The 15,686-nt window shown below is 45.2% G+C and carries 11 protein-coding genes; 5 read left to right on the forward strand and 6 right to left on the reverse strand.

Annotated features, from left to right (window positions below):
• Positions 1-41 precede the first annotated feature (41 nt).
• A complete protein-coding gene (locus C6Y39_RS03000) occupies positions 42-3,338 on the reverse strand; it encodes a DUF3427 domain-containing protein (RefSeq protein WP_105929849.1) in 3,297 nt (1,098 codons plus the stop codon).
• Positions 3,338-4,027: a class I SAM-dependent methyltransferase gene (locus C6Y39_RS03005; RefSeq protein WP_240618792.1), complete on the reverse strand. Its 690-nt coding sequence runs from the start codon at positions 4,025-4,027 to the stop codon at positions 3,338-3,340. The genes C6Y39_RS03000 and C6Y39_RS03005 overlap by 1 nt, the downstream gene beginning before the upstream one ends.
• Positions 4,028-4,136: 109 nt before the next feature.
• On the opposite strand from C6Y39_RS03005, the gene C6Y39_RS03010 reads away from it, so the two are divergent.
• Positions 4,137-6,230: a TonB-dependent siderophore receptor gene (locus C6Y39_RS03010; protein ID WP_105929850.1), complete on the forward strand. Its 2,094-nt coding sequence runs from the start codon at positions 4,137-4,139 to the stop codon at positions 6,228-6,230.
• Between the two features lie 101 nt (positions 6,231-6,331).
• Here the strand turns inward: C6Y39_RS03010 and C6Y39_RS03015 are convergent, their stop codons facing one another.
• From C6Y39_RS03015 to C6Y39_RS03025, 3 genes are all read right to left on the reverse strand, one after another.
• The gene (locus C6Y39_RS03015) at positions 6,332-7,597 is read right to left on the reverse strand and encodes a sensor histidine kinase (protein WP_105929851.1); all 1,266 of its coding nucleotides are present in this window, start codon (positions 7,595-7,597) and stop codon (positions 6,332-6,334) included.
• Positions 7,598-7,605: 8 nt separating this feature from the next.
• Positions 7,606-8,142, reverse strand: a complete 537-nt coding sequence (locus tag C6Y39_RS03020) for a heme NO-binding domain-containing protein (RefSeq protein ID WP_240618805.1) — start codon at positions 8,140-8,142, stop codon at positions 7,606-7,608.
• A gap of 162 nt (positions 8,143-8,304) precedes the next feature.
• Entirely contained in the window at positions 8,305-9,525 is a 1,221-nt protein-coding gene (locus C6Y39_RS03025; RefSeq protein ID WP_105929853.1) for an acyl-CoA dehydrogenase family protein, read from the reverse strand.
• Between the two features lie 221 nt (positions 9,526-9,746).
• Between C6Y39_RS03025 and C6Y39_RS03030 the strand changes: the two genes are divergently transcribed.
• The 4 genes from C6Y39_RS03030 (at position 9,747) to C6Y39_RS03045 (ending at position 14,352) form a co-directional block, all read left to right on the forward strand.
• Positions 9,747-10,682 carry a LysR family transcriptional regulator gene (locus C6Y39_RS03030; protein WP_240618793.1) on the forward strand — a complete coding sequence of 312 codons (936 nt, stop codon included), beginning with the start codon at positions 9,747-9,749 and terminating at the stop codon, positions 10,680-10,682.
• A 195-nt stretch (positions 10,683-10,877) separates the two neighbouring features.
• Entirely contained in the window at positions 10,878-11,639 is a 762-nt protein-coding gene (locus C6Y39_RS03035) for an MBL fold metallo-hydrolase (protein ID WP_105929854.1), read from the forward strand.
• 212 nt (positions 11,640-11,851) lie between these two features.
• Entirely contained in the window at positions 11,852-13,243 is a 1,392-nt protein-coding gene (locus C6Y39_RS03040; protein WP_105929855.1) for a YcjX family protein, read from the forward strand.
• A complete protein-coding gene (locus tag C6Y39_RS03045; RefSeq protein ID WP_105929856.1) occupies positions 13,240-14,352 on the forward strand; it encodes a YcjF family protein in 1,113 nt (370 codons plus the stop codon). Before C6Y39_RS03040 ends, C6Y39_RS03045 begins: the two co-directional genes overlap by 4 nt.
• Before the next feature lie 105 nt (positions 14,353-14,457).
• Here C6Y39_RS03045 and C6Y39_RS03050 read toward each other — a convergent pair whose 3' ends face one another.
• A complete protein-coding gene (locus tag C6Y39_RS03050; protein WP_105929857.1) occupies positions 14,458-15,684 on the reverse strand; it encodes a threonine/serine exporter family protein in 1,227 nt (408 codons plus the stop codon).
• Positions 15,685-15,686: the final 2 nt, after the last annotated feature.

Here is a 15,686-nt window from a genome sequence, read left to right on the forward strand (position 1 = left end):
TTAATAAGGTATTTGAATTAAGAAGTAGGTATTAATCTCATTCACTGACTCAATAATTCCCATGTCACATTCATCGGCTTTTCACTCTCATGACTAATATATTTCACCTCGCCATAGAACATAAAAGGTGAAGCTGTTTTCCCTCTCAATTTGCCCTCTCGAACGAAAAGGTAAACGTGGCTACCTAATTTCTGGTGTTCAACTATTTCTCTTCCACGCTTGTTACTTGGTGAAGTGCTATTTTGCGACTGCCAATGAAAATGTTTATCGTCAATAAAGTAATCGTGGTACTGATGTTCGCTGCCTTTTCCTTGTTTGTTTAAAGTAACTAACAAAATCTGAACATTCTTCTCTTTAAGGACTACATGACCAGATTGCCAGTTACCAGGATTAAATTCTTCGTTGAAAAGTGGCGGTATCTCTTCTCGCATTAGCTCGTGTCCTACAAACAGCTCCAGTGGGTCGACTTTTCCTTTTAAGCGCGCGAATGTCACCATTTCTTCACTTGCTATCATGTCATCATAATCTGGATTGGCTGCTCTCAAGGTATACGAGCCATCTGGATTTTTAAGTACTTTCCGCAGTAAGTATTGATTGTCGCCAGTTTCATCCTGCCTTTCGATGGCTACTGTCGTATTGCTAATACTACCAGCATTATTTGGTGTGATTTGCTCTAAAAGCAGGTAGTCACCATCATAAATAGGGTTCTTACCGCCGTTCATAGAATTACCAGATGCACGGGCGATGAAATGTCGAGAGTTATCTATATTCCCATAACCAAATGGCGCATTTACAAGCTCAGATACCTCGGCATTACCCGTTTTGAAATGACCGCAAGCTATTTTTATATTTGGGAAAAATGGTAGTTGTACTCTCTCGGGAAACTGGACAACATTACTTGTAGAAGGAGTAGTTATAGATAACCTTTTGTGCTTGTAACTAGCAAGGCGCTGTTTATTAATCTCAAAGGTCATTGATAAAAACAAATCATGTTGAATTGCTGAAATACTTTGTTTGAAATGGAATTGCTGATTACTAATATCAAACCAAGCAATCTTCGATTCAGGCTCTTCAGTACACCAAAATTTTACCGGGTTAGTACGCCAGTGGGCTCGCCATTCTGATTTACTTAACGAGGCTAGTTGTTGTTTACTTTCCGGTAAGTCTGAAATCCATTCTGGGTTATCTAAAAACCACTGCCGGGCCCATTCTGCTAAGTCATCAATACTTACCTGTGACTGAAAAGCTTTATGCTCAATCAGAGTGGTAAGTAACACCAACTTGTAGCATTTCGAAGTACGAGTAACAGCTAGGTCTTTAAACCACTGTAGGTGCTCTTCAAGCACTTCCAGTTCGTCAGCTTTAAGGTCGCCTTTGCTATCAACAAACTCCCACCATGATCCTCGATTTCGTCTAAGTTTTTCTAGACTCGCGCCCGCATTATAGAACTCAGTGTAGGTGGGTCTTCTGCCTAGCGTTTCTTTTAACCTGTCGTATTGAATATCTAGCTCGTCTTCAGAAAGGCTTGTAAGGAAATCGATAAACTCTAAGTCGAAGTTAACGTAACAACCGGCTGGAAGTAGTTTGTTTGCACTTTTTGCAAGGTCGACTATTTTTCTGCGGTTTTGCGGTCCATCTATAATGCTAGCAAACAACATTTCTGGGCGGTTTAAAAAGCTATGATGATTTCCCACAAAATCTAAAATAATAAGCCTATCTTTTCCTTCGCTTTTACGAAGGCCACGCCCCATTTGCTGTAGGAAGAGAATTTTTGATTCAGTAGGCCTAAGCATTAATACGGTATCTATCTTTGGTAAATCAACGCCTTCGTTAAATAGGTCTACCGAGAACAGTATTTTAATTTCGCCGTTGTTAAGCTTTTCTAGGGCTTCGCTGCGCGTAAGAGATGAATCAGAGTGGACGCTCGCAGCTGCTACACCTTGTTGATTAAAGTAATCTGCCATGTAATCGGCGTGTTTACGGGACACGCAAAAAGCCAGTGATACATCTTGCGACTTTACTTTCCACTCAGAAAGCACATGCTTTGCACGGCCTTTAGTTGCTAGTTTATTAGAAAGCTTTTCAGGGTCGAATTTACCATTGCGCCAAGGTAGGTGCTCGTAATCTACTTCCTTGTCGAATATTCCGAAGTAAGTAAAAGGGCACAATGCCTCTGCTTTTACGCCATCAAACAAGTCTTGCTGGTAAATAAGGTTGTTATCGCATAGCTTGAGGATATCGCTCCCATCAGTTCTGTTAGGCGTAGCGGTTAACCCTAATAAAAATGACGGTGTGAAATGCTCCAGTAAACGTTGATAACCACCTGCTGCGGCGTGATGAAACTCGTCCACAACAATATAGTCGAAAGCAGTAACAGTAAACTTAGCTAGATGAGTGACCTGCCCGATGGTTTGGATAGAGGCAAACAAAAAGTCATACTCTTCATCTTTCTGTTTTCCACTGTATCTACCTACCTTTTTGTTTGGGTGTATTTTAAGAAAGCTAGCCTCAGCTTGAAGTAAGATCTCTTCTCGATGTGCTACAAAGAGTACTTTTTTAGCATCTACCTGCGCAGCATCAAAAGCCGCTAAGTAGGTTTTACCCATACCTGTTGCTAGTACTACTAAACCTTTTTGAACACCATCTTCTCGGGCCTGATTAAGCGCCGCTAGTGCAGTTACTTGGTGTTCTCTTGGTTCCGGAATTTCATGCTCTTTCTCATCTGGCAGTGACGCTGCAGATTGAATTGGTGTAACAACCCTTGCTGTGTTGTATCTAATTTCGTAATCAGCTATTAAGTCGTAAGTTAATGGCTTAACTTGGGGCAATGTAAAAAGGTATCGATACTGCTTTCGAATTTCTTCAATTCGGGCGATGGCTTCTTTGTCGTGATCATTCGGGTAATCAATTCGATAGTTCCACTCTATACCGTCGGTAAGGGCAGTTTTACTGATGTTACTAGAGCCAACGAATGCTCTGGCTGAAATTAGTGCTTCGCCACTATTTTTGACAAAAATGTATGACTTTAAATGAAAGCTGGTGGCCTGCTTGCTTTCAAAGATTTGGATGTCAGCGCCTCGCTCCTTAAGCAACATCAAACGCTTTAACGCTTGTGGTTCAGTTATGTTCATATAGTCTGAAGTCAGCAATGACAACTTCACATCGCGTTCTTCTGAATTCATCGCATCTTCAATATCTTGAATGATGAGGCTTAGCCCTGACATACGAATAAACGAAACTGCTATTTCTATACTTGTAGCGTTTTTTAGGGCATCGCGAATTTTATGTAGAAGGTATTGCTGGTTTCTACCGGTAACCAAATAATTTGTAGCAGTCATTATCCCTTCACCACTTCAACCGTAATCCACTTCACATCATCTCGCTTCAAACTATCCTGACTCGGAACCGGGTTTAAATTGCGTGCAGTTAGTCCATTATTTTTCGCCAAGATAGCCAATTCCTCATAGCTTACAGGGTGCATAGGCCGTGCTTCATCGTTTGGGCCGAACCGAAGGCTTATGTACATAGTTCCGTTTTCCGAAAGCAACTCTGCTAACCGTTTCAATGCAGGTGGTCGTTCAGCTTCTGGCAAGTGCATCCATACCGCTGAAAGCAGTATTAGGTCGTATGTTTTTGGCTGTTGGGGTAGGGCGGTAAGCGCGGGCAAGCTGGCGTTACACCATGTAACACCGTTATGTGAATTGGCTTGTGCAAGGTTTCTTAACTCATCGGCAGGCTCTGCGGCTGTTACTTTCCAGCCCTGTTCGGCTAGCCAGTTGGCGTCGCGGCCACTACCTGCGCCTACATCTAGCGCGGTGCCTGCTTTGGCGTTTTGTAAAAACGCTTTCCAATCGCCGTGCACACTTTCGGCGTCTACCGAGTTATACAAATCGTAATAGTGCTGCGCTTTTTCGCTGTAATGCGTAATGGTGTCTTTTGTACTGCTAGTCAAAACGTCGATGCCTCCCTGATCTAAAGTACAGATTATCGCATTACCCTCAGCGCAGCCAGCGTTTAGCGATTTCACTTTTGCTCAATTGTAAATAGTAATAATTATCATTTAAATTAAGTTTAAGCTGTTTTATACTCCTGCCCCGAAAACATACAACCCTTCAAAACCAATAGCAGAGAAAACCATGAAACTAAGCAGTTTATTTGCACTAACGCCTATCGCGTTTGCATTGTCGGTAAATGCGCAAACCACACAAAGCGATACGGTAGAAGCTAAAGAAGCAGATGTAGAAAAAATTCGTATTGTTGGGGTTCGTCAAAACCGCGTTAGCCGCGGTGCAACGGGCTTAACCATGGAAATTAGCGAAACGCCGCAGTCTATTAGTATTCTGTCTGAAGACTTAATGCAGTCGTTTGGTGCGTTTAATATTAACGATGCGCTAAAGCTTGCGCCGGGTATTAACGTAGAAGAGTGGGAAACTAACCGTACTAACTACACCGCCCGTGGTTTTGAAATTAAAAACACGCAAATAGACGGTGTTGGCCTGCCGAACGACTGGGGCATTGTTACCGGTGCTGTGGAAGCCTACGGCTATGAAAAAATTGAAGTTATTCGTGGTGCCAACGGCCTGCTAACCGGTGTGGGTAATGCGTCGGGTACCATTAACTATGTGCGCAAGCGCCCAACCAATGAAGAGGGGGGTGAAATTGGCGCAAGCATTGGCTCGTACAACTTTAAGCGCGTACAGGGCGACTATTCAATGCTGCTTACCGAAGATGGCAGCTGGGCAGCCCGCGTAGTAGCAAGCGTTGAAGATAAAGAGTCGCACTTAGATGGCCTAGAGAACGATCGCAGCTTTGTGTACGGTGTTATCGACGGCCAGTTAACCGATAACGCTACGGTTACCTTTGGGTTGTCTTACCAAGATGCGAATACCGACGGCAACACCTGGGGCGGGCTAGTGTTTAACTATACCGATGGCACCCAAGCCGAGTGGGACATTAGCGATACCACCTCTCAAGAGTGGACGAAGTGGGATACGGAAACCACCAATGCTTTTGTAGAGCTAGACTATGTGTTCGATAACGATTGGCAATTGCTGCTTAGCTATAACTACCGCGACTTTGAAGATCAAAGCAAACTGTTTTACGCCTACGGCGCTATTGATAAAGATACGGGATTAGGCCTGGTTGGTTGGCCGGGTCGTTATGACTCAGAGCGCGATTCTCATCTTGTTGAAGGCCGTGTATTTGGTGACTTTTCCCTATTTGGCCGTAATCACGAAGTAAACTTTGGGGTAAGCCACGCTACCAGCGATGACGTATCTTTCGTTCACGCCTTTGACTATGCTACTACCCCTGCTTACGGCCCCACACCAGCGTTCCCTTATGCGCTAGATGCGATTGCAGAGCCAGAGTGGCTGGCCGCTTCCGAGTATTCAAACATTGAACAAACCCTAACCCGTTACTTCGGTTCAGCCCGTTTTAGCATTACCGATGAAATGCATATCATTGCTGGCTTTAACGCTATTGATTTTGAGCGTACAGGGCAAAACGCTGGTGCGGTTATCGATAACTCAGAAAGCGAAGCCAGCCCTTATGTGGGTGCAACCTATGCGGTAACTGAATATATTAACGCGTATGTGAGTTATTCAGACGTGTATCAGCCGCAAGAGCAGTACGACATTAACGGTCAGTACCTAGACCCAACCAAAGGCCAAAACTTTGAGGCCGGCGTGAAAGCCCAGTGGTTCGACGACCGTTTATTAACAACGTTCGCGTACTTTACAGCAGAGCAAGATAACTTGGCAGCTTACGCAGGTACTAATCCAGACACCCTTCAGTTCTACTACAAAGGCGTGTCGGTAGAGTCTAACGGTTTTGAAATTGAAGTAGCGGGGCAGGTAACCGATGCTCTGCGTGTTAATGCGTCTTACACCAATATTGATGTAGAAGACGAGCAGGGTAATGATGCTAACCTATGGGCACCGCGCGATGTGGTTACGTTCCAGCTAGGGTACACCATTCCCCAAGCACCAGAAGTGGAAGTAGGCTTTGGTGGTCGCTGGCAGTCTGAAATAAGCAATGTGGATTACAACGTTGAGCAAGGTTCGTATTTCCTAGGGAACGTGTATGCATCACGTGCGTTTAATGAAGACCTCACCGTTCGCATGAACATCAACAATATCTTCGATAAGAAGTACATTAACAGCCTGCATACCGTGGGTTATTACGGCGCGGGTATTAACGCCCAGCTAAGTGCGTCGTATACGTTTTAATTACGCTATACACCCGCCGTATTAACACGTGTTTTAGCGTAATGCGGTGGGCGTATTGTGCCGTCTTCATTCACTGACGGTTGTGACGAAGGCGTCGCCAGTTAACTTTCTGCTATTGCTTCGCTGTCAGCAAGCGGTAGTTCAATAGTGAACGTGGTGCCCACGCCTTCCTTACTTTCCACGGAAATGCTGCCATTGTGATTTTCAATAATGCCGTGGCTAATGGCTAAACCCAGTCCTGTGCCCGAGCCCACTTCCTTTGTTGTAAAAAATGGCTGAAAGAGCTTGGGTAGGTTATCTGATGAAATACCGCAGCCATTGTCGGCGATGTAAATTTTTACCGAATGATCAAGTTCTTCAGTTTTAATTGAAATAACGCCGTCTTTTTCTACTGCCTGGGTAGCGTTCATTACAAGGTTAATAAAAACTTGGCTTAGTTCGGTTAAATTGCCGGTGATATATACATCGTTTTCCCGTTCATAGTGAAGGGTTACATTGTGCCTTAGTTCGTTATTAAGTAGCGACAGGGTTAAATCGATAGCCTGCTGAACCGACATGACTTCTTGTTTAGAGTCTGACGGATGGGCAAAGTTTTTCAGCCCCGCTACGGTTTTACTTACCCGTTTACTGCCATCAATACTTTGGTCAATTAAAGGCCCTATATCTTCGCAAATAAAATCAATGTTATCCCAGTTCACTGCTATATTGGTAAGCGTATCGAGTTGCTCCTTTTCTTTGTCAGGCAAGTTGTTAAGCTTGGTAAGAAGCGGGGCGATATCGTCCATATAACTTTTTAGCGTATTTAAGTTGCTTAACAAGAAGCCTATCGGGTTATTTATTTCATGGGCTACACCAGCTGCCAGCACACCAAGCGACGCCATTTTCTCTGCATGCAATAGCTCCTGTGTGCGCTGTTCTACCAATTTCTCTAAATGTTTCGCGCTAGCTTTTAACTCGTCATTAAGCTGTATCATTTCCTGATACATGCTTTCTTTTAGCTGAAGCGTGCCAATGTAAAAGTTGATGGGGTCGTGATGCACAAAGTCGTTTAACGCCAGGTTCATTTTCGACAGCTGCCCCATGTTGGTTAGCTGCGGATAACCGATAAAGCAATAGTTGCCATCTACTTCGTAGAACGCGCCACCAAAAACAAATGAGGGGCTGCTAATGGGGCAAAGAGTAATTAGCTGCCCGTTGAACATTTTTATAATTTGGGTGCTTAAAGGCAGCTGTGGTGCTACAAGCTTAAATAGCTCTGAAAACGGCGCGTTTACCGTAAGCTCAGGGCAGACTTTGCCAAACGCATTACTGAAATTAACAATGTTGAGCTTTTCATCAAAATCTAATTGAAACGTTTGTGATTGCACTGGCTAGCTCATTTAAAGTCGATGCGAAAGGTGCTAAACGGGTTGTTCTCGTCTCGCAGTTTAACGGTTGAGATTATTGCCGGTTGATTAAAGTGTTCGCACACACCCATTAATAGGCCTTCCACAAAAGGCTCAAGGCCGTCTCGTGATGAGTGATAATGAATAGTGATACTGCCATCGTCGTTTTTCTCGCATAGAAACGATGGGGGCACTAGTTCTTCCAGCTGGGCTGAGATTACTTGGTGCATGTTGTTTAAGTTGGAAATAAATTCAAATGCGCCACCTGAGACCAGCGAATACATTTCTTTGTAGCTGCCTTGCGATGTTTCTTTTACCCAGTCTTCCCCCATTTGACGAAGAAATACGGCTAAGTCTACGTTTAAATGCTCAACAGAAGCACCTACAATACCGAATGTCACTTCATCACTATATGGCTGCACTTCAAGAAAGGTCGACTCGTAATCCCCCAGTGATGTTTTTATTTCATCCCATGCAGATTGGCCGTATCGATTAATCACTGTTGTGGATATAAATTTGTTTATCATGCCGTACACGGGGCATCTCCTTTACACTACCTATGAAAAAAATAGCACAGGGTTTTGAAACTGCGAGTTAAGTGTTGTCAGATTGATGACTACTTTATTCAAAGGTAGGCGGCAGATAATAAAAATGCGGCATTAAGCCGCATTTTTTTGTGTTAGTTTTTGCTACTGATATTTTTTAAGCTCTAGGCGCGACACCATACCTTTATGTACTTCGTCAGGGCCGTCAGCTAGGCGAAGGGCTCTCGCGCCAGCCGCAAAGCGTGCTAGTGGGAAGTCGCTACACATGCCTGCGCCGCCGTGAATTTGAAGTGCCATATCCACCACGCTTTGTAGCATGTTCGGCACTACTACTTTGATGGCCGAGATCTCTGTCATAGCGTGTTTAACGCCAAGGTTATCTATCTTCCATGCTGCGTGAAGGGTAAGCAAACGCGCTTGCTCAATCGCCATACGAGCATCCGCAACACGCTCTAGGTTGCCACCTAAGCGAATGATAGGTTTACCGAAGGCAACGCGCTCGTGACCCCGTTTAAGCGCAAGCTCTAATGCTTTCTCTGCCATACCGATAGCGCGCATACAGTGGTGAATGCGGCCTGGGCCTAAGCGACCTTGTGCTATAGCAAACCCTTTGCCTAATCCCATGATAATGTTGTTCTTACTTACGCGAACATTATCAAAGTGCATTTCGCCGTGGCCGTATGGCGCGTCGTAATCGCCGTAAGCATCTAGCATACGCTTTATAGTAATTCCGGGTGTGTCTAGCGGCACAATTACCATACTGTGGCGGCTGTGCTTGTCATTTTCTGGGTTGCTAAGACCCATGAATATCGTGAATGCCGCGTTAGGATGGCCTAAGCCTGTCGACCACCACTTCTTGCCGTTAATAACAACGTCGTCACCATCTTCAATAATGGTGGCGGCCATGTTGGTCGCATCAGACGATGCAACATCAGGTTCTGTCATGCCAAATACTGAACGAATTTCACCAGCCAGCAATGGTGTCAGCCACTGTTCTTTTTGTGCATCGCTACCAAAGTGATACAGCACTTCCATGTTGCCGGTATCAGGCGCATTACAGTTGAAGATTTCCGGGGCAAACAAGTATTTCCCCATGCGCTCAGCCATCGGCGCATATTCCAGCGTAGTCAGGCCTTGGCCTAGCTTAGCATCGGGTAAGAATAAATTCGCTAAGCCTGCTTCACGTGCTTTGGCTTTAAGTGCTTCAGTGCCAGGGTGCAGCTTCCAGTTTTTCCAGTCGCCGTGATTATTTTCTTTATGATGAAAGTCGTAAACTTCATTTTCAATTGGCGCTATATGTTCAGCAATGAAGTTATCAAGTTTTTCTAATAAGGCTTTGGTTTTGTCGTTATGTGAGAAATCCATAGGGTACCTTTATCTTTATATTGTTCGCTTTAGTTTGTAATGCTTAGAAACAGCGTATTTGAGTTTCGCATCACATGGTCGGGTTGTTTATCCAAGCGCGCAAAACCATGTATTGTGATCATCGAATAGGGCGCGCGAATGTACTTCGTTAGGCTCATACTAGAGAAACTTGCTCAGTGAATGAAATGAAATATAATCCTTAAATGGTGTGAATTTTATTCATGGTTTGGCGAATGCTTGAAGACAGACAATTTGAAAAGCTCGATTTGAATTTGCTGAAGGTGTTTGAAGCCCTTTGGCAGCATAGAAACATGACCCGGGTGGCTGAAGCGCTGCACATTACGCCGTCGGCAGTTAGCCATGCCATGCGCCGGTTTCGGGATATTTTAGGCGACCCGCTTTTTGTAAAAGAAAAGCAAAGTATGCTGCCTACCGCTGCCTGCGAACGGTTAGCCCCCGCTATATTGAAAGCCTTGGGCGATATTCGAAAAGCGCTAGGGGAGTTTGCTGACTTCAACCCGTTACACAGCCATCAGCGCTTTGTTATCGCCATGCAAGAGTCGTTAGAATTAGGTGTGTTGCCAGTTTTACTCTCTACCCTTGAAAAGCAGGCGCCTAATATCGAAATAGTAAGCACTCGCTTACATCGTGACACCATGCTGGCTGATTTAACCAATCGAAACCTTCACTTAGTTATTGATATTGGCCGCGCCGTTGCAGCACCTATTTCACATTCTCTCTTACGTCGAGATACCTACAAAGTGCTTATGAATAAGCAAAACCCCTTGGCGCAGAATTTAGATAAGAAAAAGTACGTGGCTGCACGTCATATTACGGTATCTAACCGCGCTAAAGGCGCGTCGGTAGAAGAAATTGCGCTGCAACAATTAGGCGTAAGTCGGCCCTCTTTGTGGCGTTGCCAAAATTACCGGGCTGCAGCAGATGTGGTGGCTAATACCGAGGCTTTGTTAACCTTGCCGGGTTCTGTGGCCGATGCGGTAAGCGACGATAACCTGATAAGCACTAAACTGCCTTATCAAATACCTGCACTGGAAACGCACCTTTACTGGCATAGCCAGCAAGAAGGCGAACCCGGGCTGATGTGGCTTCGCGATTTAATGCTACACTTGTTCGCTGAATCTGGTCTTACCAGATAGATTCTGATAGGATTTGGCGTAATCAATAGTGCTAACGCCATCGAGTTAGATGCAGTGCTGACTCGCTGCTTGCGTTTAACGTATTGAATACTTTGTGAAAAACGTGCAGTAAACAGAGCGTGGAAAAACGAATGCACAGCCATATCGACTGTCACTGTTGGTAAGCTCGCACGTACTGGTGAACAGGAAGCAGTAATGAAAATTCACACATTATCAGGCTACATACAGCATATTTATCTTGTTGAAGACAGCAATGGCTTGCTGTTGCTTGATGGCTGTAGCCGAGCCGACGTAGACAATGTGTGCAAATACATTACGCAAACCTTGGGTCGACCGTTAACTGACTTAAAGCTTATTGTGGTTACCCACATGCATCCCGATCACGCAGGTGGCGCTATTAAGTTGCGTCAGCGCACAGGCGCGCAAGTGGCGTCTCATCCTAAAGCGGTTAATTGGTACGCTGGTTTTGCAGGGCGTACTGCTCACGGTATCGATTTGCTGTTAACCTGGTGGGTGGCAAATCGTATTGGCAAACCAAGAATGCCAATTTGGTATAATCCAATTTTAGCGCCAGACATGACGCTTAAAGACAACCAAACGTTGCCTGGTTTTCCCGACTGGCAGGTAATCTACACGCCGGGTCACACCGATCATGATTTAACCCTTGCGCACATTCCTACGCAGCAGGCTTACATTGCTGACGTGCTAGTGCAGGTGAAGGGCGAACTCGTTCCACCGTATCCGTTGTGTCACCCGAACCAATACCGTGAAAGCTTAAAAAGGCTGGCGCAGTCACAAATTGATACATTCTTTTGCGCCCACGTTCCGCCCACCAAAAAATCAGATATCGATTTCGAACACGTTATCGAAAATGCACCGCGCAAGCCAAAGAATCACTGGCATTCCAGTAAAAATCGCATAAAGAAAAAGCTCTTCAACCAAACCCGCGAGCATTAAATAAACAACGCGTTTTTTGTTTCACAGTGATAACTTAGCTGGCACTGCCCTTGCTTTTACCTCTTAATAACCACATTACTCTTTAGGTCGTACCTAAAATTAGGTGAGAGCAATGAAGTGAGAGCAATCAAGCGAAAGGCGCGCTCTCAGAACGTTATTTTTAAGGTATAGGTTCAAGGGAACAGGAACTGCAAAGGCAGCAAACAAAAATAATGCAAAAGAATATCGCTACGCTTTTTGACAAAACTCGGGCAATGGCGTCGCTAACTGGCGACAAGCTAAGCAGTGCGTTTAACAAAGAAACCCACCGGTTCACTATTACCGGGCTTAGCCGAAGCGGTAAGTCCATGCTGTTTACCAGCCTTATCACTATGCTAAAAAGCCGCAGTGAAGAAGGCTATGCGTGTTTGCCCCTACTACGTTATTTACCGCCTTCTCAAGTGCTAGACATGCGAATAGAGCCCATTGAAGGCTATAAACCCTTTCCTCATTTGCAGAATATTACTGATCTTGAAAACGGCCAGTGGCCTAAAGCTACCGAAGAAGCATTTGGTTTTAAACTAGTAGTACGACTTAAAGAAACAGCCTCGCTAAAACGTCATGTACTGCCTCACAGCGATGTAGTGTTTGAGTTTATCGATTACCCAGGGGAATGGGTGACCGATATTCCTATGCTAAGTAAAACCTACGCCCATTGGTCAGACTCTGCGTGGGCGCAGTTAAGCAGCGGGCCCCAGCAGTATTTTGCCAGTCAGTGGAAAGCGTTTGTCAATCAATTCGATTTCGAGCAAGAGCCTACAGAGCAGCGTATTAAGCTACTCGTTAACGCCTATCGGGATTACCTTATTAACGCCAAAGCGAACGGTATATCACTACTTCAGCCAGGCAGCTTTCTATTAGAATCGAGCGATTTCGATTGGCAGGCGTTTGGTTTCACGCCACTACCGTCTAGCATTACCAGCGATGTATCGCACCCGTGGTTCAAAATTTTTGATAAGCATTTTTCGAAATTTCAAAGTCGATGGCTAACGCCGTTAAAACAGTCCATTTTTAAAGAAACCGATAAGCAAATTATTCTGGTGGATTTGTTTGAAGGGCTTAACCACAGCAGGCAGCACTTGTATCAGTTAAAGGAAACTTTAAGCCATTTGGCCGACACTTTTGTGTACGGACAAAGCACGTGGTTTTCGCGCAATGTGCTGAAAAAAGAACAAATAGGCAAAGTGGCGTTTGTAGCGACCAAGTCAGATCTCGTGCCAGTAAGTCAGCGTGCAAACTTACTCAGTTTACTTACTCAAATTACTGAAGGAGCCAGAGCTCGGTTCGATGATAAGCCTATTCAATTCGAACACTTTTTAGTATCTAGCATGCAAGTGACCGATGATGGCAGTAACGAAGATGCTATTCGCTATCAAGACACTGATGGCCGCTATGTCGAATCTATTTTTGAACCCATTCCAAGCACGCTGAAAGAAATGGAAGAAGGCAGCCATTTTCCAGTACCTGATGTGAGTGTGCCTAATGATTTTAAAGCGCGCATTTTAGCAGGTAAGGGCGTAGACAGACTGCTTCAGTTTTTACTGGGCAAAGGAGAGCAAGAATGAGCGATAAACCTTATAAATTTGATGAAAGCCCAGAACCTACTGGCCCGTCTACGCTTAAAAATAATGGGTTTGGCGAGCAAGACGGCACGGCTTATTCGGAACACGTGTCTCAACAACGTGATCAGTATGATGAGCAGCTAAATGAAACAACCGCTGATGACGGTAATGATTATCAAGATGGCGAGCCAACGCACAAATCAGGCTCTGTGAATAAACCGCAGTACAAAACTAAGGTAAAAACACAAACCTTAGATATTGCACAGCCCAAGACCAAGCTTCCACAGCAAGTTAGTGAAGACGTGTGGGAAGTAGATGTAAATAAAGAGGGCATTTCTTTAGGTGCGGCAACCTTGGGGTTTGGCGTTGTTTCGTTAATTGGCTTTTTTGTATTTGAAGCCTATACCACCCTTGCTGCTAACGTTTCTGACCATCCCATTGGAACAGGCGTATTAGGTGCGCTACTGGTGGGGTTTGTTAGCTGTTTTAGCTTTTTAAGTTTCAAAGAGTGGCGCGGCTACAAGCAAGTGAATACGGCGATGGAAGATGCTGGTGTTATTCGAAATTTGCTGGTTAATAAGCGAAATGAAACTTCACCACAAAAAATAGACCGGGTGTTAAGTCAGCACGGAAAACGCTTTTCCCGGGGCTCTTACGCAGCGCACTGCTTCGACCGATATAAACAGCAACTTCAAGACGATATGACAGGGCCAGAACGACTTGGTCTTTACGAAGATACGGTATTAAAGCCTGTACAGGAAAAGGCCCATAAGGTACTCAATAAAGAGTCGGTAACGGCTGGAAGCCTGGCGTTTATTAGCCCAAACAATCTTATTCAAACCTTTGCTGTGATTTGGATTAGCTTTCGTACCATTCGCCGTATGGCCCGTGTATATGGGCTAAGGCCAAGTACAGCAGGAAACTGGAAATTGCTAAAAGTGCTGGCTCAAAACATTGCGGCGCAGGGCGTATTTGACTTGGCTACCGATGAAGTCGCCAATCAAATTGGTGGCAGCTTGTCGGCCAAGTTTATGGAAAACTCGGCCGAAGCCATAGCTGCAGGCGCACTTAACGCCCGTTTAGGGCGCGCACTAATTAAGTTGCTTAAATAGCGCGACTTTCTCATTTGTTAGGCTGCGCTAAGGACGTTGTGCATCCTAACTGCCAGTGGTGCGTTAAGTAATTTAGCGCGAAATCTACTCGCTGGCGTACCAGTGTTATAGTGCCTTTTTAGTGGGTACAACCACGTTAGCAAAAATAAGCCCCGCCACTAGCGACATAAAAATAAGAAACACTTCTTGGCCTAAATGATCGGCCTTTACAAAGTCTTGGCCGGTCATAAACGAGTTCAAACCAATATAGGTTTTAGACCCCGGCACCAACACGATAAGCCCGTGCATGGCAACAATGGTAGCTGGTTGGTTGGCAATGCGAGTAAACGCGTTAGCAAAAATACCTAATGCGAATGCACCCACGAATGCACCTAGCCCCGGGCTCATGTAATCTGAGCTCCATGCGGTAGCGCTGTAGGCAATAAATGCCGCTGCCAGCGCCCAAGGAATATGTTTAATACGCGTTCTGAATATCGCAACTAGGGCAATACACAGTAAGAATACCGCGAGCCACGTTGCCCAGTAAGGCAATGATTCTGCTGGCGTATACACGTTTTCACCGAACGCGCTAAAGCCCACAGACACACCCAGAAACGCGCCAAAGTACAATTTAAACAGCTGCATGATAGCGTCCATGGTGCGGGCGGTACCCGACACCATATTACGGGATGACAGCTCGGCAAGGCCCATGGTTAAGGCAAGACCTGGCACAAACACAATGACCGATGAAAGCACAACCAGCGGAATGTTGATGCCTGGGTCAACGTACTGACCGATAGCGCAGGCAAGAATACCGCCTACAAATGCGGTAACTGGCTCTAGCATTAAGTTTACGCGTTTAGACTGCTGTGCCCATAAGGTCCATAAATAGGCCACAATACCTAGCGCGCCCGACCAGCCAATTTCACTCCAGCTAGCTCCCATCAGCATGGCAAATGCGCCAGTAGCCATGGCAAAGGCAACACCGGTTACCCATTTCCCGTAGGGGCTACCCATGGCGTCAATTTCGTCTAAACGCTTGTCTGCTTCACTTAGTGTTAATTTGCCCGATAGGAGTTCGCTGGCTAGTTCGTCGGTGAGGGACAATGCATTCATGTCTAGATCGCCAGGTAACAAACGGGCCGCATGATTGTATTCGTCTTCGTGACGGTCGCTCCAGATAACAAAAGTTAGTGACGTGGGCGTTGAAATAAATGAAGCGTGGACGCCCAAATATTTGGCGACTTCACCAAGGTAAGCTTCAAGACGGAACGCAGGGGTACCGTACTTGTGCAGCATTTTTCCTAGCTTCACTATAAATTTACGAATTTGAATAAATTCAACGGTATCCAACA

It is taken from the genome of Alteromonas gracilis (assembly GCF_002993325.1).
In the GTDB taxonomy this organism is placed as follows: Bacteria; Pseudomonadota; Gammaproteobacteria; order Enterobacterales; family Alteromonadaceae; genus Alteromonas; species Alteromonas gracilis.

Excerpts from the sequence above, each read along its gene's own strand:
- C6Y39_RS03000 (WP_105929849.1), bottom strand. The coding sequence starts at position 3,338 with ATGACTGCTACAAATTATTTGGTTACCGGTAGAAACCAGCAATACCTT.
- C6Y39_RS03010 (WP_105929850.1), top strand. The coding sequence starts at position 4,137 with ATGAAACTAAGCAGTTTATTTGCACTAACGCCTATCGCGTTTGCATTG.
- C6Y39_RS03020 (WP_240618805.1), bottom strand. The coding sequence starts at position 8,142 with ATGATAAACAAATTTATATCCACAACAGTGATTAATCGATACGGCCAA.
- C6Y39_RS03025 (WP_105929853.1), bottom strand. The coding sequence starts at position 9,525 with ATGGATTTCTCACATAACGACAAAACCAAAGCCTTATTAGAAAAACTT.
- C6Y39_RS03030 (WP_240618793.1), top strand. The coding sequence starts at position 9,747 with ATGGTTTGGCGAATGCTTGAAGACAGACAATTTGAAAAGCTCGATTTG.
- C6Y39_RS03035 (WP_105929854.1), top strand. The coding sequence starts at position 10,878 with ATGAAAATTCACACATTATCAGGCTACATACAGCATATTTATCTTGTT.
- C6Y39_RS03040 (WP_105929855.1), top strand. The coding sequence starts at position 11,852 with ATGCAAAAGAATATCGCTACGCTTTTTGACAAAACTCGGGCAATGGCG.
- C6Y39_RS03045 (WP_105929856.1), top strand. The coding sequence starts at position 13,240 with ATGAGCGATAAACCTTATAAATTTGATGAAAGCCCAGAACCTACTGGC.